Here is a 17,124-nt window from a genome sequence, read left to right on the forward strand (position 1 = left end):
CATGCCAGCCACCCCTGACGTCGTCGACCACGCCGAACAGAGCATCGCCGTCGGATCCAAGAGCTTTGCCGCGGCCGCCAAGCTGTTCGCCCCCGAAACCCGCGAGAGCGCCGTGCTGCTCTATGCCTGGTGTCGCCACTGCGACGACGTCATCGATGGCCAGGAACTGGGCCATGGCCAGGTCGAGGGCGATCGCCGCGCCGGACAGCAACGCCTGGCCGAGCTGGAACGCCTGACCCGCGCCGCCTACGGCGACGAGCCGCTGCAGGATCCGGCCTTCGCCGCCTTCCAGCGGGTGGTCAAGCGCCACGGCATTCCCCTTGCGCTGCCGCTGGATCACCTGGCCGGCTTTCGCATGGACGTCGAGGAGCGCGTCTATGTGGAGCTGGAAGACACCCTGGAGTACTGCTATCACGTCGCCGGGGTGGTCGGGGTGATGATGGCGCGCATCATGGGCGCCGAAGACGAGGAAACCCTGGATCGTGCCTGCGACCTGGGCATGGCCTTCCAGCTCACCAACATCGCCCGCGACATCGTCGAGGACGCCCGCATCGGCCGCGTCTATCTGCCGCGGCTATGGCTCGACGAACTCGGGGTGCCGGCGGACGAACTGGCCGCGCCGCGCCATCGCGAAGCCGTCGCCCAGCTGGCCGAGCGTCTGGTGCGCCTGGCCGAGCCCTACTACGACTCGGCACGCCAGGGCCTGGCCGCCCTGCCCCTGCGTTCGGCCTGGGCCATCGCCACCGCCCGCGGCGTCTATCGCGAGATCGGCGTGCAGGTGCTGCACTTGGGCGCCCATGCCTGGGATCAGCGGGTCAGCACCAGCACCGCCGACAAGCTGCGCCTGGTCTGCCGCGGCGCCGCCCGCGCCATGCTGTCCCGCCACCAGCGCGACGAGCCACGCGCGAGCGAGCTCTGGACCCGGCCGCGGCGCTGACGCCCGCGATCGCGCTTCGGTCACATTTGTGCGCATCTTGGGGCTGCCCACTGGCAAACTTTTATGCGATAAACGGGTCGGATTAAAGCGACCCCTGGTGGGCCGCGGATGGATGGATGCCTGAGCCAGAGCGCTGCATCCGGTAGTCAGCCTACGAGTATGGGATTTGCACATGCACAAGACGGAAACGGCTGTTTCACACGATCGCTTCGCTGCCTCCTCGTCACTACTTGCCCTTGGCCTTTCCGCTAACGCGCAGTCCGGTTACAAGCCCGAATTCTTCAACGCCACCCAGTGGCGCACCCTGGTCGCCCTTTGCGCTCACCTGCAGGCCGACAGCGAGCAGGCCGATGCCCGGCTGCCCGAGTTCATCGATCGCCACATGCTGACCCCCTACGCTCACGGCGATCGCTCCAACATCGTCGACCCCTTCGACGAGCAGGCGCAGGTCCAGCAGGGCGCCAACCTGCGCGATCTGCTGCGTGACGGTCTGGCCGTGGTGGACAGCTATTGCACCGAGCGTCTGGGTGCCGGTTTCGCCGAACTGGCAGCCGGTGAACAGGCCCAGGTGGTGACCGCCGCCGAAGCGGGTACCCTGAATCCGCCCGCCAAGGAATTCATCGATCTGCTGCGCAACGAAAGCGAACGCAGTCAGTACGCCCACTCCCTGTTCGCCGCCTACGACGACACCCCTGCCGTCGCCTGACCCCGCTTAGCGCCTCCTCGGAGGCGCTCCCCTCTCCCGCCTAATCCGCACCTTCCTGCACCTGATCCCGCGCCTTGCGCTCGCGCGAAGAATCCAGGGCGCCGCCGTGTATTTCGCGCAGCTGCTGCTTGAGTTGCTGGGTGGTGGGCGCCAGCAGGAAACCGAAGGACACGCAGCCGTCCTTGCCGTCCACCGCATGATGCATGCGATGCGCCTGATAGAGCCGCTTCAGATAGCCGCTGCGCGGGATGTAGCGAAACGGCCAGCGCTGATGCACCAGGCCGTCGTGGGCGATGAAGTACAGCAGGCCATAGAGGGTCATGCCGGCGCCGATCCATTGCAGGCGCCAGTAGCCGGCGTTGCCCAGAGCGATCAGCAGGATCGCGAGGCCAGCGAAGACCACCGCATAGAGATCGTTCTTCTCGAACCAGCCGGTACGCGGGCGGTGGTGGGATTCATGCCAGCCCCACCCCCAGCCATGCATGATGTACTTGTGCGACCACCAGGCGAAGGCTTCCATGCCGGCCACGGTGGCCAGCACGATTCCCGCATTGATCAGTAGCTCCAACGTTACCTCCGCAGGCGCCTGCTCAGGATGTCGCCGCCGGCTCGGCCAGGGTGCCGGCGGTCTCGCCCAGCAGGGGCGAATCCACCGGTAGACAGACCTGCAGGATACCCGGACGCACCTCGAATCTCACCCGGTCTCGCTTGACCGGTTCGCCATCGAGGTTCATGTCCAGGCCTTCGGCGGCTTCCAGCTCCACCCAGGGCAGTCGCGCGCGGATGAACATCTCCTCGGTGCTGAAGCCCTTGCTGAGGAATTCGCCCAGGGTGCCGAGCACGTCCTGGGACGCCGGCAGGATACCCACGTCGAGCAGGCCATCGTTGACCACGGCGGTGGGACAGAGCACATGACCGCCGCCAGCCTGGCGACCGTTGCCGATGCCCAGGGCGAGGAATTCGCCTTCCCATTCGAAACCGGGACCGCGGAAGCGGCCATGGGCCGAATGCACCTCGGCGAAGCGGGTCAGGCCGGTGAGGAAGTATGCCGCGCCGCCCAGTAGGCGCTTGAGTTCACCCGGGGTGTTGGCGGTGACCTGGGAGCCGAAGCCGCCGGTGGCCATGTTGAGAAACAGCTGACCCTCCGCCTCGACCAGGTCGATGGCGCTGGTCGGGCCATCCAGTAGCGCCAGCGCTGCGGCAGGCTCAACCGGCACACCGGCCGCGCGGGCAAAGTCGTTGGCGGTCCCCAGGGGCAGCAGGCCGAGACGGGCCTGGCTGTGGTTCTGCGCCATGGCCTCGGCCACCGCCCGCAGGGTGCCGTCGCCGCCGGCCGCGACCAGGGTGCCGTAGCCTTCGCGGGTCGCCTGCTCGACGAAGCGCGCGGCATCGTCTTCTTCCCAGGTCACCCGCACGTCGATGCGATGACCGGCGGCACGCCGTTCGAGAATGGCCTCTCGAACGTCCTCGTTACCGGTTTCCTTGCCATTGAGAATGACCAGGGCTGCGTCAGCCAGGGTGCCTGTCGTCGTCATGTCTGTCGTCCAAGGTTGGCGCTGCGCGGCGAGATGCCGCGTCAGGTACCGGGCAGCGCCCGGCGAGCGAATCTGGAGACTAGGACTGTGGCCCAACGGCCACGTTCAGTCCTGACCGCCGGTTGGCTAGGCCTTGAGCAATTCGGCCAGCGGGATGAAGCGCACCGGATCGCCCACGGCGAAAGTGCGGTCCTCGCGGATCTCCACCAGGCCATGGGCCCAGGCCGCCGTCTGCAGCACATTGGAGCCCTGGTTGCGATGGGGTACCGCCCGGCCATTCTCCAGGCGCGCCCGCTGGTATTCGCGGCGCGCACCGGCACGCGGCCAGTCGAAACCGGCCGGCACCTCGACGCTCAGGGGGGCCACGTCGATCTTGCCGGCCCGCCGCAGCAGATAGGGCCGCGCCAGCAGACCGAAGGTCACCAGGGTCGAGGCGGGATTGCCCGGCAGGCCGATCAGCGGGATCCCGCGGAAGCGCCCACAGGTCAGCGGCTTGCCCGGCTTGAGCGCCAGCTTCCAAAGGGTCAGCTCGCCCTCCTCGCGCAGGGCCTGCCCCAGGTAGTCGGCTTCGCCCACCGAGACACCGCCGGTGGAAAGGATCAGATCGGCCTGCAGCGCGCCCAGCCGCCGGCGCGTTTCGGCGAGATCGTCGGGCAGGATGCCCTGGTCCGACACCTCGCAACCCAGCCGCCGCAACCAACTGATCAGCAGAGCACGATTGCTGTTGTAGATCTGCCCCGGTCCGAGCGGCTGGCCGGGCGCCACCAGTTCATCGCCGGTCGACAGCACCGCGACCCTGAGGCGCCGAAAGACATTCAGCTGGGCCCGGCCGAGGGAGGCGGCGACGCCCAGCTCCGCAGGACCCAGAGCGGTGCCGGCCGACAGGACCTCGTCCCCCACCTTGACCTCGTTGCCGCGGCGCCGGATGTTGCGGCCAAGCCGCAGTTGCTCGACGAAGCGCACCCGGCCATCGTCCAGCACCTCGGTGTTTTCCTGCATTTCCACGCAGTCGGCACCCGCCGGCACCGGCGCACCGGTAAAGATGCGGGCGCAGGTGCCCGGCTCCAGCGGCGCCGGTGCCTGGCCGGCGAAGATGCGCTGGGAGACCCGCAGCGGTTCGCCCTGCCAGTCGTCCAGGCGCAGGGCGTAGCCGTCCATGGCGCTGTTGTCCCAGGGCGGCAGATCCAGGTCGGCTACCAGGGGCGCGGCCAGGATGCGCCCGTCGGCCTTTTCCAGGGCGACCTGCTCCAGGGGCAAGGGACCGTCTTCGGCCGCCAGGGCCAGCAGTCGCGCCAGGGCCTCTTCCAGCGACAGCAGGCTCATCCGCGTGGCCCGCAGGGTTCGGCCTGCTTGAGGTGCGGCACGAAGTTGCAGGGGCGATGACGGTTGTCCAGCTGCTCGGCGAGGATGCCGTCCCAGGCGGTGCGGCAGGCATTGGTCGACCCCGGCAGGCAGCAGACCAGGGTGCCGTTGGCCAGGCCGGCCAGGGCGCGGGACTGCACGGTGGAGGTGCCGATGTCGGCCACGGAGATCTGGCGGAACAGTTCGCCGAAGCCATCCACCTGCTTGTCCAGCAGGCAGGCCACGGCTTCCGGGGTGCTGTCGCGACCGGTGAAGCCGGTGCCGCCGGTGATCAGCACCACCTGCACCTGGTCTTCGGCGATCCAGTGGGCGACCTGGGCGCGGATCCGGTAGAGGTCATCCTTGAGCAGCACGCGGTCGGCGAGGAAATGGCCGGCGGCCTCCAGGCGGTCGACGAACAGCTGACCCGAGGTGTCGGTCTCGAAGGTGCGGGTATCGCTGACCGTCAGGACGGCGATGTTCAGCGGTACGAAAACCGCCTCGGCTTTGTGGCTCATCTGCTTGGGTTTCCGAAGTGTGCGAAAGAAAGGGTGCAGCGGAAGACCGCCGGACGGGCCGCGGGTTTCCCGAAAGGGGGAGCGCCGGACTGGCAGCGGCCAGGAGATAGCCGCGCCGACTGTCGGCCAGGATCGCGGGGAAGGTCCGAGAAGGCTGCATCGTCACAGCCTAGAGGAAAAGCCGGCGCCCCTTCAACCGAGAGGGCGCCTGGCCACGCCTAGCGCTGGCGTTGTTCGCCTTCGGCATGGGTCTCCCATTTGATGGGACGCGGATCGGCGATGTCGTTGGCATCCTGGCTGAAGCGGCCGTACTGGGGCGCGATGTTCGGGTCTTCCTCCCAGGTTGCCTGCTGGGTGAAGGTGCCGGCCTTCCGATCGAACTTGAGAAAATGCCGGGCCGTTTTGCCACCCCAGTCCGCGGACGGCAGGGAGATGAAATCCACCTGGTACTGGTCGTCGGTCAGCTTGCCGTGCACCACGTAGACGCCGTAGTGCTCCTCGCCGGGCGAGATGATCTTGTAGACGCCGTTGCTGTAGTAATAGAGGGTGGCGTCGGGATAGGGCTTCTTCTCGTAGAGCTTTTCGTAGAACAGCTTCTGGCGGATGGTCGGCTGGCCAAAGGTGACCTTGACCGAGGGAGGTTCACCGCCGCCCGCGCCAAAGGCGGGCAAGGCGGCCAGGGCCAACGCAGGGAGCAACATCGTCTTCATCGTTTCCAAACTCCTTCTGGGCAGGGACTCCCCGCCACCGCACGGCAGGGATCAAAGGTGTCTAGCACGCCCCTTTGCACGGGACGCGCCCGAGTCTAGCCCAGCCGTTTCGCCCGGACAAACCCTTGCTCCAGCCGACCGCCAGCGGCGAAACCGGGCTAGGATGAAAGCCCGCTCCCCACGTCCAAAAGCCGAGGTCCGCTGTATGTCCCTTCTGCCCGCTTCCATCCTGATCCTCGCCGGCGGTCGCGGCCAGCGCATGGGCGGACGCGACAAGGGACTGGTGGAATGGCGCGGCCAGCCCCTGGTGGCCCAGGTGCAGGCCGCGGTAAGGCCACTGACCGATGACCTGGTGATCTCCTGCAACCGCAATGCGCCGCGCTATGCCCAGTGGGCCGATCAGCTGGTGGCCGATGACCAACCGGACTTTCCTGGCCCGCTGGCCGGCATCCTCGCCGGCCTCGCCGTGGCGCGGCATGACTGGGTGCTGCTGCTGCCCTGCGATGCGCCGCGCATCGATGCCGCCCTCGCCCTGCAACTGCTCGCGGCAGCTCAGGCGAGCGCAGGCCCGGTGATGGCGCGCCAGGGTGGCTATTGGCAACCGCTGTTCAGCGCCCTGCCCCGACGCCTGCTGCCGGCCTTGCGCCAGGCCTGGGCGGATGGCGAGCGCAGTCCGCGTGGCGCCCTGCTGCCCCTTGGCCTGACCGCCGTGGACTTCACTGAAGACGATATTCGCCTGGCCAACTTCAACGACCCCGCGGCGCTGGAAAGCGCGGTCTGAACGCGGCGATCCACTAGGCCAGAGGGCGTGACCCACCGGTTCCCGGACGAACTCGGCCCTGCACCCGAGGTCCTAAGCCCGCTTGGTTGCCAAGAAAGGAGACCGTCACATGAACAAGCACCTGCTCCCCGCCGCCCTGCTGGTCGCTGCCAGCGCCCTGCTCGCCGGCTGCTCCACGCCCAGCGTCATCACCCTCAACGATGGCCGCGAGATCCAGGCCACCGACACGCCGAAGTACGATGACGACTCGGGCTTCTATACCTTCAAGCAGCTCGACGGCAAGCCGACCCGCATCAACAAGGACCAGGTTCGCACCATCAAGGAGCTCTGATTCCTGCCCGGCGCGTTTTTTTTACCTAACCCCTTGTGCTTGCATGAGTTTTAGGTAGAATTCGCGCCATCCATCACGGAGCGTAGCGCAGTTTGGTAGCGCGTCTCGTTCGGGACGAGAAGGTCGCTGGTTCGAATCCAGTCGCTCCGACCATTACCTTGTTTCTGGTTGCCCTGAGTGGTACCAAAAACAGCCTCAAAAGCCCGCCCAGTGCGGGCTTTGTTGTTTCTGGTGGTTCCATGTAGTCTCTGGTCATTCCACCGCACCGTGTATGCCGATGTGTATGCCGCGGTAAAATTCGAACCAAAGGCATACAAGGATGAAGCGCCAGGACATCAAGCGTCGCCCCCTATCCGATACCACCCTCTCCAGCCTCGAGCCTGAAGCCGCTGTCTACCGCGAGCAGGATGGCAACGGCCTCTACTTCCGCGTCAAACCCAACGGCCAGAAAAGCTGGGAGCTTCGCTACAAGAAGCCAGACGGCAAATGGTCCTGGCTCGGCCTGGGCGCCTACCCAGCCGTAACCGGTGCCGCCGCCCGCGCCAAGGCCGCTGAGTTGAAAGCCGAGGCCGCCAGCGGCAAAAGCCCTATGGTGACCAAACGTGAGCGCAAGGCCGCCGAGGCGCTGGCCGCGACCAACACCTTCGAAAAGCTGGCTCGCGAGTGGTACGACGCACGCAAACCGCGCTGGGAGGATGGCACCGCCCGACGAATCATCGGCGCCCTCGAGCTGCATGTTTTCCCGGCCTTCGGCCCGCGCCCCTTCACCGACATCATGCCCATCGAGTGGATGGAGTTTCTCAGGGGTATGGAGCGCAAGGGCATCATCGACCAGATGGGCAACGTGCGCCGCTTCTGCAAGGAGATCTACGACCTTGCCAGGGTCACCGGGCGGGCCACGCACAACCCGCTCGAAGGGCTGCACAGATTCCTCCAGACCAAGCCGGCCGAGAACTACGCTCACGTCTCCCAACAAGAGCTGCCGGACCTCTTACGCGCGATGAGCGCCTATCCCCACGCACATGACATCCGCCTCGGCCTAAAGCTGCTGATGCTGACGGGGGTACGGCCGAGCGAACTGCGGGAGGCACCTTGGGCGGAGTTCGACCTGGAGGCAGCCATCTGGAACATTCCGGCCGGTCGCATGAAGAAGCGCCGCGATCACCTGGTGCCTTTGTCTCGCCAGGCGCTCGAGCTGCTCAAGGGCATCCAGGAGCTGAATGGGTACTATCCATTGCTCTTCCCAGGACGCAACGATCGCAAGAAGCCCCGAAGCAACATGGCCTTCAACATGGCGCTCAGACGCATGGGTTACGAGGGCAGGCAGACGGGTCACGGCTTCCGCCACATCGCCTCGACGACCCTGCGTGAGCATGGGTTTCCTCGTGAGCATGTAGAAGCGCAACTTGCTCATGCCGAGCAGGGCGTAGCGGGCGTTTACAACAAGGCCATCTATCTCGATCAGCGACGAGTAATGATGCAGTGGTATGCAGATCATTTGGACAAACTTGAAAAAGGCAACGTCGTCACAATCGACTTTCAAGCCAAAGGATAATTTCAATGTCGTCTTATGAATTCAAAGAGTGGCTCAACTACTCCGAGGCAGCCGCCTACCTCTCTGATAAGACCGGAAGAAAGTTCGATGCGGACGCTATTGATAGAGCTGCGACCAACAATATAGTACGCGCACACTATTGGCCTACTGATGACGCAGACCTCGGCGTATTCAGCATCGTCTTTGACGAAGAGAGGATGAAGAAGCTTCCTCCCTTCTTTGAGCGCTACATTGAGTCACCGGTACCGGTACTGCTTGAACAATCAGAGTACCTTGTTCATTTTGAGGGGCCAGTGCCGATTACCCATTATCAGATTTTCGCCAAAAACTGCAAAGCAGGACACAAACAGCCTATTGGCATCACAATTCAAATCAATCCGCTGGATAGTGGGACGATAGTTGCGGGCGGCTGCTATAGAGTTGATGATAACGGTAAAGCTGTCAGCCTAAAGGAAGGGCTATATGACTTCTTCATACATCTCAGTGACCTAGAGCAGTTGGCAGCAACGTTACCCGATAAACCGCAACTCCCTCCTTGCCTTTGCAACTTGAACCTTCTTAAGGCACCGGACCAGGACGTCTCGGAGGGAACCCCCTTCATCCACAGCCCCGTACCGTGGATGGCGTATCCAGATTCTCGCGGTCCAGAAGCGAGCAACGTGAGGCCAGACAGAAGCGCCGCACCCAAAAGGCCGGAGCCGCTGCTCAGAACGATTGGCTTCGCTGCGCATTTGATTGCAGAACTGGGAGATAAGCTCGATCAGCTCGAGAATGCGGGAAATCGCAAGAGAGGGCTCTCATGTGGCGGCAGACCCAACTGCTCAACCATAGCGAAAGAGCTTGCCCGCGTGGCCGCTGATCACAACTACGACCTGAAAGACGACGGCTTCAGCAAAACGCTGAGCGCAGCGCTCAAGCACCTGCAACCCTGAGTTTCCGAATTCGGAATTCGGAATTCGGAAAAAGCGCCGACCATACATCGCAATCCAGCACCCTTCGCTCCGTCATCGAGAACGCATTACGGAGACTAAGATGCACCATCCCTCACCTACAGCGCCTTGCGCTGACCTCTGGACGCCCCGTCGCGCAGCTCAGGCGCTTGGCGTCTCCCTTCGCACGCTGGCCACCTGGCGCAGTACCGGTCGCCATGACCTGCCGTTCCTCAAGGTTGGGCGCCTGGTGCGCTATCGCGAGCAGGACGTCGCCCGCTGGCTGGAGTCTCGCCGCCAGGGAGGTGCCGAATGACCCTCTCCAGCCCCCAGCAAACCATGCTCTACCCTCTGACAACTTGTGGCAGCGCTCGCTACAAATCCGCCGCATATCGTTCCTCAGCAGTCCAAGGGAAGCTTGGCACGTCCAGAATCCAAGGCGTGCCAACCATGACCAACACTCCCCAATCCACCCGAAAAAACACGCCGCGGCGCCGGTGCCCCGACTGCGGTGCCTCCTTGGTGAAACGCAGCTCGACGAGTAAGCACCCGCTTCTGTCGCGCACCTTCCTCATTTGCCGGAACCCGGTCTGCGGCGCGACCTTCCTCGGTATCGACGAGATCACCCATCGCCTGAGCCCATCCAGTCAGCCGAATCCTGATGTCTCCCTGCCCTACGCGCCGAGCGCCCTCCGCCGAGCAGCACTGGACGACCTCGAGCAGGATGCCGAAGCGGCTCACCCCGGCCAGTTAGAGGGAGGTGCAGCGTGAGCGCGAACTCCAGCAAACAATCTGTCAGCTTCAGCCAGGAATCGCTCCGGTTCGTGCGTATGCCCGAGCTGCTCGCCTTGACCTGCCTTTCCCGCACGACGGCGCATCGCCTGATGAAGACCGATCCGACCTTCCCCAAGCCGGTCAAGCTCAGCGACAGCACCGCCCGTAACGCCCCTGTCGGCTTCGTCCTGGGGGAGGTGCAGGCCTGGATTGAAGGTCGCATCGCGGCCAGGGAGCAACGTGCATGAGCAAGCCGGCACAGAGCGCATTCCGCCCCATCGAGCGCATCAACCTGGGCAATCGCCTGCTGCGGCGCCGCGAGGTGGAACTCAAGACCGGCAAGAGCCGGGCTGCGATCTATGCCGACATTCGTGCCGGCACCTTCCCGGAGCCGGTCCCCATCGGCCGGAGCAGCGTTGCGTGGCTGGAAGCGGAGATCGATCAGTGGATCGCAGACCGCCTCGCCGAGCGAAAGCTCATCAGCGCTGCGCCCTAGGCCTAGCAGTCCCCTACCCTCGGAGATCCACCATGAATCGCTGCACCCTGACCATCGACAACCAGTCCATCACCTTCGCCGTGGAAGACATCGCCAGCATCGAAAGCGCCCTCCTGGACGCGGCGCGCAAGCCCGGCGAACTGACGTTTCGTAGCCTCGGCCCGAGCCGCGTGGGCGCCAAGATCGAGCTGGACGTGTCTGGCACTGCCAACGGCGCCCAGCACACCGCCGGTGGCCTGCCAGGCGGCGCCCTGACCTTCAGCCAGGCCACCGACGCCCCGGTCATCCTGACCGACTGCTGATTCGCTCCCGCTTCCCTTCCTGAATCCATACGCATACGCCGCCGGGCTTGCTCGGCGGAGAGGAGTTTTGCATGTCTCAGAAAAGACAAAGCCCCGGCAAACGCGCCAACGCTGCCAGGGCTCAGAACCAATCAATCCGCACCCGCAAGGCTACCACAGCCGTCCGCGTTTTCAGCCGTTCGTCCCGCTTGGCACGCGCTGCGGTGCAGCACGGCCTGTTACAGGTAGAGCCCGCTCAAGCCTTGCCAAGCCTTCCGAAGACGGCCTATAGTCGTGCTGTCGCGGCAAAATCCGCGACCGGGTTTGGCGACTCGTATATGAAATTGGCGCACAGGCGCCCTCGTACAATTGCTGGCGCTTTTTTTGTGCCCGCAATGCCGTGTTATGGCGGCCGTGCGTGGGAGACCGAAAGGTCTGCCGGGTTCCAATTTCCCCGGTTCGCCAACCTGCGCACGGCTGCCACCCTAAATCGTTTGGCGACGATTGGTGGCAGCTCCGAATCTGAAATTGGAGCCCCACCCATGAAGCGTTCGCACGCCCTCAATCCGTCCCCCCGTTGTATCCGCGTCGCCGCACACAAGGCCATGGCCTTAGCTGCCCTGCACGCAAACTCCAGCCTCTCCACCCGTCTCGCCCGTTACAACCACCACATGCAGCGCGCTCGCGCCCTCGAGGCCGCTCTCGCGCCGGCTGCCGCTGCTACCCACACCACCCTCTCCATTTCTCCTGCCACGCCTACCGCCGTCACCCCGGTGGCCACCGCCGTCCTGGAGGTGCGCCATGGCTGATTCCATCGGTGCTCTCCACCAGCTGCTGACCGAGTTGGCCAACCCGGCCGGCCAGTCGCCTTCGCGCCCTGCCCTCGAGGCAATGCTCGATGCCGTCGACGCCCTCAATCATCAGCCCGGCGTTGCTGACCAGCTGCGCGCCGAGGTCCACGCCGCCGAGCAGGCCGGCCAGCTCCAGATCCGGCAGGTGCCGCTCTCGCTGCTGCGCCTGCTTCTGGCCATGGTGCAGACGGAGGCCGGCCATGAGTGAGCTGATTCCGTTGAAGACCAACCCCAGCCACAACCCGGTGCTGCTGCTCGACAGCAGCCAACCCTTTGCCGCGCTGTCCGAGTGCGCCGACGTGCGCCTGAGCGCCGCCTACGGCCTGGTCGATAGCCTCACCTGTATGACCATGAAGGACGCCGCCAGCCAGGACTTGCTCAACGTCGCCGAGGCGGTCCGGGTGCTGCTGGCCGACGCCTCGGACCTGTACCGCGCCGCCCGTACCGCTGCTGTACGCGAGAGGGTGGCAAATGTCTGAGAGCCGCATTCCCCACCTTATCCGCCAGGCCGCGCTCCACGCGCTGGCCAACGCCACCACCCTGCTCCCCGAGTGGCTGCCGAAAGGCAGTCGCCAAGGCCGCGAGTGGGTCGCGCCCAACGCCGCTCGAGGCGACCGCCAGGCCGGTTCCTTCGGTGTCTCCCTGGATAGCGGAAAATGGAACGACTTCGCCGACAGCGATGCTCACGGCGGCGACCTGGTGTCGCTGCTGGCCTACCTGCGCGGCTGCCGCCAGGGCGCCGCGGCGCGGGAGATCGATCAACGCCTCGGTCTGGGGCTTTTCGAAGCGCTCGCCAGGGGAGATGGCCAACCCTCGGCCGACGCCCAGGCCACCCGCCAGCGCCTCGAGCAGCAACAGCGCGACGCGGAGGCCCAGCTGCAGGACAAGCAGGCCGCTGCGGCGCGCCAGGCGACCTTGCTCTGGCAGCACGGCAAGCCAGTGGATCGGCTGCACACCTACCTGCAGGCGAAACAGGTAGAACCGTTCGGACTGCGCCAGATCTCGCACGGCCGGCTCGCCGTGCCCCTGGTCCTGGGCGGGCGCCTGGTCAACCTGCAGATCATCGATGGCCAGGGCAATAAGCGCTTCCTGGCCGGTGGTCGTGTGCAGGGCTGCTATTGCCCGCTGGGCAAGGTCCAGGACGGCGCCCGGCTGTACATCTGCGAGGGCTGGGCCACCGGCGCCACCCTGCACCATCACACCGGCGCGCCGGTGGTCTGTGCGCTCAACGCCGGCAACCTCAAGCCGGTGGCCCTGGCCATGCGCGAGCGCTTCGGCCGGCGCGTCGAGCTGGTGATCGCCGGCGACGACGACCGCCTTACCCTGGGCAATCCCGGCCGCGCCGCGGCGAACCGGGCGGCAGCCGCGGCGGAAGCCCTGGTGGTCTTCCCCGATTGGCCCTATGACGGTCCGGCCGAACTGTCCGACTTCAACGACCTGCACCTCTGGCAAAGCGGACGCTGGGAGGTGCCGGCATGAGCGCACCCGAAGCGAAAAGCGGCCTAAGCCTGGTCGGCGAACCCAAGGCGCCGGACCGCGACACCCTCGACCGGCCGTGCTTTGCTGTCTACGACCGCCTTGTCTTCAAAGAGGGCAAGCAATTCCGCGAAGGCACCTGGTACCACGGGGTGAAGCACACCGGCCCGGAAGACAAGCCGGTGCCCTTCGACTACTGGATTTGCTCGCCACTGCACGTCGACGCCGAGACGGTGAACACCGAGGACGGCAGCATTGGCCGCCTGCTCAGCTTCCGCTATCGCGGCAAGCGCATTGAGTGGGTCATGCCCATGGAGGCTCTGGCCGGCAAAGCGGATGAGGTGCTCAAGGCGCTCATGCGCCAGGGGCTGGCCATCGAGTACCACCAGCGCCGCCACGTCGCGCCGTACCTGGCCAGCTACCACGCCCCGGCGCGGGTGATCGCCACCACCACTAAGCCAGGCTGGCACGAATCCGGCGCCTTCGTCCTACCATCGCGAGTGATCGGCGGCGACAACGTGCGCTATCAGGACTCCGGCCGGGCGGTGAACCTCTTCACCAGCAAGGGCACGCTGGCCAACTGGCAAGCGCAGATCGCGCCGTACTGCCTGGGCAACCCGGTGCTGATCCTGGCCGTGTGCTGCGCCCTCGCCGGGCCGCTGCTGGCCAAGCTCGGTATCAACGGCGGCGGCATCCACCTGGTCGGCGATTCCTCGAGCGGCAAGTCACTGGCCCAGCTGCTCGCGGCCTCAGTCTGGGGCAACCCCGGCACCTTCGCCGCGTCCTGGGATGTGTCCAAGGGCGGTGTGGAGATTGAGGCGGCCTCACGCAATGACACGGTGCTGATCCTGGACGAGATCAAGCGGGCCGACCCCAAGCGCGTCCAGGAGATGGCCTATGCCATCGCCAACGGCATGGGCAAGAGCACCATGACCCGTGAGCGCGAGGGCCGCGCCAAACTGACCTGGCGCGTCCTGGCGCTGTCCAGCGGCGAGCGCTCGCTATCCGAGCACGCCGCCATTGCCGGCAACGGCGCCCACGCCGGCGCCGAGTTGCGCATGGTGGACGTGAACGCCGGCACCCGCCCCTTCCGCGCGTTCGACGACGTGCACGGCCTCACCGGCCAGGAATTTCACCGGCTGCTGACCGATGCCGTGGGCCAGGACTACGGCCACCTGGGGCCGGCATTCGTGGAAAGCCTGCTCAAGACGCCTGAAGAGTTGCTCGAGCGCTTTCGCCAGGTCCGCGCGACCTTTCGCACAGAAAGCTCCCAGGCCGGCCGGGTGGCGGATCGGTTCGCCGTGCTGGCCCTGGCCGGCGAATTGGCGGCAGAACGCAGCCTGCTGGGCTGGCCAATCGGTGCAGCGGGCAACGCCTGCCGCCAGCTGTTCAGTGAATGGCTCGCCAGGATGGGTGATGGCAACGCCGAGGAGCGCCAGATCCTGCGCGGTATCGGCGATTTCATCGCCCTGCACGGCGACAGCCGCTTCTCCTGGATCCACGCCGAGCACGCCGCGTCGACCGTGCGCGATCGGGCCGGCTTCTACGAGCTGATCGACGATCGCCGGCTGTACCTGTTCAACGCGCCCGCGCTGCTCGAAGCGGCGGCCGGCTACGGCAAGGAGCGGATCCTGCGCGCCCTGGTGGAAGCCAATGCGCTCGCCAAGGTGGATGAAGAGGCCCGCACCTCCCGGCGCACGAAACGCTATCGCACGCCAGGCGGAGGCAATGCTCGGTTCTACGTCATCGACCCCGAGCGCTTGGAAACCGAGGGTGAGAGTCAAGCATGAATCTCTCAGTAAATAACCCCTTGCTGACTGTTTTCGGCGGGAACAGTGGGAACGTGGGAACAGGCCAGCAACGACGCGGGCTGCAGCGTTCCCATCTGAATTACGAGAGTGGGAATGTGGGAACACAACTCTGTTCAAGTAATAGCCTCCCTCCTCCCTCTGTTCCCGCTCGAAAAAGGGTGGGATCAAATTCCCACTCTAAAACCCGCATTCCAGAGCGGTTTTGTCCGCGTGCCCACGTTCCCGGTCGATTTGCGTTTTCAGACACGAACAAGGGTGTTCTGGCACGAAGTGCTTGACGCCCCTGGCTTCACTTGATCCACCAAACCCAACCGCGACGGGTGGCCCTGCGCGAGCACGGTCGGTCCCGAGCACCCCAACCCCAAACGAGAGACACCCTATGAGCACCGAAAACCACACCACCGCCCTCCCCGAGGACATCGCCGCCGCACTGGCCAACCATGACCAGCGAAAAGCCGACTATCTTGCCCAGCGCGAGACGCTGACCGCCCTTGGCAAGCGGGTCGAAAAGCACCGTGCTGCAGCCAGCGCTGCCCGGCACGAATCGGAGACGGCCGGTACCGAATGGCGAGCGGCCTTCCGCGCCGCCGATGGCGAGCCGAAGCCGGAGATCTTGAAGGTGAAGCGCGCCGAGCTGGACAAGCGCGAGCTGGCCGAGAGCTACGAGCAGCTGGCGGCAGAACTGGAGCCGAGCTACCGACTGGCCCAGGTGGAAACGGCCTATGCGCGTCGGGCCTATGACATTGCCCAGGAGAAGGCCGTGGGGATCTATGGCGACCACCGCCTGGCCGTTGCATCGGCGGCACTGTTCGCCACGGTTGAGGGGCGCACCTGGCTAAGGCTGGTTAAGCGCCAGGAGGCCAAGCATCTACAGGCAGTGATCAGCGAGGACGTTATTGGCGACAGCTACACCGTCTCTGGCCAGACTGAGCGGAAACAGGCTGCACGGGGACGACTGGAGCGTGCCCTGGCAACGCTGGTCGACGAGGCAGCAGCAACCGCCGAGCCGGCCGACGTGGATCCACTCGAGCAAGACCTGCAGGCCCTGGACATCACCGCCTACGAATTGACAGGCCGCGCAACCAATCCTATCGCGCTCAACCGCCAGCGGGCCGAGGCGCAGGCACTACTCGAGCAGCAAGGTCAGCGGCATAGCGCCTAGCTTTTCCTGGCCAGCGACAGGCCGCCTACGGGCGGCCTTTTGCTTTCCACACGTACGAGTCAGCTAGCTGCCTGCAAAGGCTGCTGCATGGGCGGAGCTGATTGCAGGCCGGCCATCGCCACCGTATCAGCGTCGAACTCGCTGGGATGGCGATTTACGATGGCCTCGAAGGTGCCGCGCGCCACGCCGTCCGCCTCGAAGTCGGTGCGGCATTGCAGAAAACCTGAGTGGCAGACGCTGCGCTGTACGGCAGCGATCAAGCCACCCGCACGCAGGCTCTTGATGATGTTGTGCGGCAACTGCCGTGAGCGTCGCAGCGCGGTCACGGCGCCGGCTAGGACCTCAAGAATTTCTTCTTCCGCGGCGGAGAACGGGCCGTTGCCCAGCTTGGCCTTCTTCAGCAGATAGCGCCGGGCAAGGGTATGGGCATGGCGATCCAGCTCAGCCTGCACCTTTCCGTTGATGAGACCGCGAGCGGTCAGGCCGCTTTCCAGCGCGATGAGGTATTCCCAATCGAGAACCTGGGAGATCTGGGCGACGACACGATCCATAGCTGCTATCCCTGCAAGTGGCTTAAAGATGGCGATCTGATAGCACTTTCATGGATTCGTTCCCAACCGTCCGTCTCCGGCCGCTGCGGGCCTCTTACCCCAGCGCGCGCCGTTGTCCCCCCGCCACACCTGCGGGCTAAATGTGTCGACTTTTCTGCACCCCTGCATCACCACGTACACCGCTATCCATGTGGCCTGAGGGTTATAGTAAGGAGCTCGAAAAAACCTGCGAATCCCTGCACCACCGGCCTCCTACGGCTTGCATCTTATCCACTCTCGATAATCCTCAGGTAGCCCTAGAGCCGAGGTATCGACGAGCTCTAAAGTCTCCGGATGGAGTACTGAAAAGGTGGCATCGTTAGCAAGATCTGAAACAGCG

The 17,124-nt window shown here is 65.1% G+C and carries 23 protein-coding genes and 1 tRNA gene; 18 read left to right on the forward strand and 6 right to left on the reverse strand.

Features of this window, described 5'->3' with window-relative positions; genetic code table 11:
* The first annotated feature begins 1 nt into the window (after position 1).
* The gene (locus tag POR01S_RS09900; protein ID WP_042135516.1) at positions 2-937 is read left to right on the forward strand and encodes a phytoene/squalene synthase family protein; all 936 of its coding nucleotides are present in this window, start codon (positions 2-4) and stop codon (positions 935-937) included.
* Positions 938-1,109: 172 nt separating this feature from the next.
* Positions 1,110-1,643 carry a gluconate 2-dehydrogenase subunit 3 family protein gene (locus POR01S_RS09905; protein WP_007162872.1) on the forward strand — a complete coding sequence of 178 codons (534 nt, stop codon included), beginning with the start codon at positions 1,110-1,112 and terminating at the stop codon, positions 1,641-1,643.
* A gap of 40 nt (positions 1,644-1,683) precedes the next feature.
* Here POR01S_RS09905 and POR01S_RS09910 read toward each other — a convergent pair whose 3' ends face one another.
* The 5 genes from POR01S_RS09910 to POR01S_RS09930 all read right to left on the reverse strand — a co-directional run bounded on the left by POR01S_RS09910 (position 1,684) and on the right by POR01S_RS09930 (position 5,747).
* Complete coding sequence (locus POR01S_RS09910; RefSeq protein ID WP_027602819.1) at positions 1,684-2,211, reverse strand: sterol desaturase family protein; 528 nt, start codon at positions 2,209-2,211, stop codon at positions 1,684-1,686.
* 22 nt (positions 2,212-2,233) lie between these two features.
* Positions 2,234-3,178 (reverse strand): lipid kinase YegS, encoded by a 945-nt coding sequence (gene yegS / locus POR01S_RS09915; RefSeq protein WP_007162870.1) that lies wholly within the window; start codon positions 3,176-3,178, stop codon positions 2,234-2,236.
* Between the two features lie 126 nt (positions 3,179-3,304).
* A complete protein-coding gene (locus tag POR01S_RS09920) occupies positions 3,305-4,501 on the reverse strand; it encodes a molybdopterin molybdotransferase MoeA (RefSeq protein ID WP_042135518.1) in 1,197 nt (398 codons plus the stop codon).
* Positions 4,498-5,037 (reverse strand): molybdenum cofactor biosynthesis protein B, encoded by a 540-nt coding sequence (gene moaB / locus POR01S_RS09925; RefSeq protein ID WP_007162868.1) that lies wholly within the window; start codon positions 5,035-5,037, stop codon positions 4,498-4,500. The genes POR01S_RS09920 and moaB overlap by 4 nt, the downstream gene beginning before the upstream one ends.
* A gap of 218 nt (positions 5,038-5,255) precedes the next feature.
* Positions 5,256-5,747 (reverse strand): hypothetical protein, encoded by a 492-nt coding sequence (locus POR01S_RS09930; RefSeq protein ID WP_027597574.1) that lies wholly within the window; start codon positions 5,745-5,747, stop codon positions 5,256-5,258.
* Positions 5,748-5,952: 205 nt separating this feature from the next.
* On the opposite strand from POR01S_RS09930, the gene mobA reads away from it, so the two are divergent.
* From mobA to POR01S_RS10005, 16 genes are all read left to right on the forward strand, one after another.
* Complete coding sequence (gene mobA, locus POR01S_RS09935; RefSeq protein ID WP_042135521.1) at positions 5,953-6,528, forward strand: molybdenum cofactor guanylyltransferase MobA; 576 nt, start codon at positions 5,953-5,955, stop codon at positions 6,526-6,528.
* Between the two features lie 109 nt (positions 6,529-6,637).
* Positions 6,638-6,859 carry a YgdI/YgdR family lipoprotein gene (locus tag POR01S_RS09940; RefSeq protein ID WP_007162865.1) on the forward strand — a complete coding sequence of 74 codons (222 nt, stop codon included), beginning with the start codon at positions 6,638-6,640 and terminating at the stop codon, positions 6,857-6,859.
* Between the two features lie 76 nt (positions 6,860-6,935).
* Positions 6,936-7,012 (forward strand) — tRNA-Pro (locus tag POR01S_RS09945).
* Between the two features lie 166 nt (positions 7,013-7,178).
* Complete coding sequence (locus POR01S_RS09950) at positions 7,179-8,414, forward strand: tyrosine-type recombinase/integrase (protein WP_042135523.1); 1,236 nt, start codon at positions 7,179-7,181, stop codon at positions 8,412-8,414.
* Between the two features lie 5 nt (positions 8,415-8,419).
* Positions 8,420-9,346 (forward strand): hypothetical protein, encoded by a 927-nt coding sequence (locus POR01S_RS09955; RefSeq protein ID WP_042135524.1) that lies wholly within the window; start codon positions 8,420-8,422, stop codon positions 9,344-9,346.
* Positions 9,347-9,446: 100 nt separating this feature from the next.
* Complete coding sequence (locus tag POR01S_RS23385) at positions 9,447-9,659, forward strand: helix-turn-helix domain-containing protein (RefSeq protein ID WP_058778348.1); 213 nt, start codon at positions 9,447-9,449, stop codon at positions 9,657-9,659.
* Between the two features lie 134 nt (positions 9,660-9,793).
* Complete coding sequence (locus tag POR01S_RS23390; RefSeq protein WP_081875200.1) at positions 9,794-10,114, forward strand: ogr/Delta-like zinc finger family protein; 321 nt, start codon at positions 9,794-9,796, stop codon at positions 10,112-10,114.
* Entirely contained in the window at positions 10,111-10,365 is a 255-nt protein-coding gene (locus POR01S_RS09965; protein ID WP_255211822.1) for a helix-turn-helix transcriptional regulator, read from the forward strand. The genes POR01S_RS23390 and POR01S_RS09965 overlap by 4 nt, the downstream gene beginning before the upstream one ends.
* Entirely contained in the window at positions 10,362-10,613 is a 252-nt protein-coding gene (locus POR01S_RS09970) for a helix-turn-helix transcriptional regulator (protein ID WP_028700272.1), read from the forward strand. The genes POR01S_RS09965 and POR01S_RS09970 overlap by 4 nt, the downstream gene beginning before the upstream one ends.
* A 32-nt stretch (positions 10,614-10,645) precedes the next feature.
* Positions 10,646-10,915 (forward strand): hypothetical protein, encoded by a 270-nt coding sequence (locus tag POR01S_RS09975; protein WP_042135529.1) that lies wholly within the window; start codon positions 10,646-10,648, stop codon positions 10,913-10,915.
* 521 nt (positions 10,916-11,436) lie between these two features.
* A complete protein-coding gene (locus POR01S_RS09980) occupies positions 11,437-11,703 on the forward strand; it encodes a hypothetical protein (RefSeq protein ID WP_042135531.1) in 267 nt (88 codons plus the stop codon).
* Positions 11,696-11,953, forward strand: a complete 258-nt coding sequence (locus tag POR01S_RS09985) for a hypothetical protein (protein ID WP_042135532.1) — start codon at positions 11,696-11,698, stop codon at positions 11,951-11,953. The genes POR01S_RS09980 and POR01S_RS09985 overlap by 8 nt, the downstream gene beginning before the upstream one ends.
* The gene (locus POR01S_RS09990; RefSeq protein WP_052382649.1) at positions 11,946-12,224 is read left to right on the forward strand and encodes a hypothetical protein; all 279 of its coding nucleotides are present in this window, start codon (positions 11,946-11,948) and stop codon (positions 12,222-12,224) included. Before POR01S_RS09985 ends, POR01S_RS09990 begins: the two co-directional genes overlap by 8 nt.
* A complete protein-coding gene (locus POR01S_RS09995; protein ID WP_042135534.1) occupies positions 12,217-13,224 on the forward strand; it encodes a toprim domain-containing protein in 1,008 nt (335 codons plus the stop codon). The genes POR01S_RS09990 and POR01S_RS09995 overlap by 8 nt, the downstream gene beginning before the upstream one ends.
* Positions 13,221-15,011 carry a DUF927 domain-containing protein gene (locus POR01S_RS10000; protein ID WP_042135536.1) on the forward strand — a complete coding sequence of 597 codons (1,791 nt, stop codon included), beginning with the start codon at positions 13,221-13,223 and terminating at the stop codon, positions 15,009-15,011. The genes POR01S_RS09995 and POR01S_RS10000 overlap by 4 nt, the downstream gene beginning before the upstream one ends.
* Positions 15,012-15,411: 400 nt before the next feature.
* Positions 15,412-16,194, forward strand: a complete 783-nt coding sequence (locus POR01S_RS10005; RefSeq protein WP_042135538.1) for a hypothetical protein — start codon at positions 15,412-15,414, stop codon at positions 16,192-16,194.
* 59 nt (positions 16,195-16,253) lie between these two features.
* Here the strand turns inward: POR01S_RS10005 and POR01S_RS10010 are convergent, their stop codons facing one another.
* A complete protein-coding gene (locus tag POR01S_RS10010) occupies positions 16,254-16,745 on the reverse strand; it encodes a hypothetical protein (protein ID WP_042135540.1) in 492 nt (163 codons plus the stop codon).
* Positions 16,746-17,124 lie beyond the last annotated feature (379 nt).

Source organism: Pseudomonas oryzihabitans NBRC 102199 (assembly GCF_000730625.1).
Taxonomy (GTDB): Bacteria; Pseudomonadota; Gammaproteobacteria; order Pseudomonadales; family Pseudomonadaceae; genus Chryseomonas; species Chryseomonas oryzihabitans.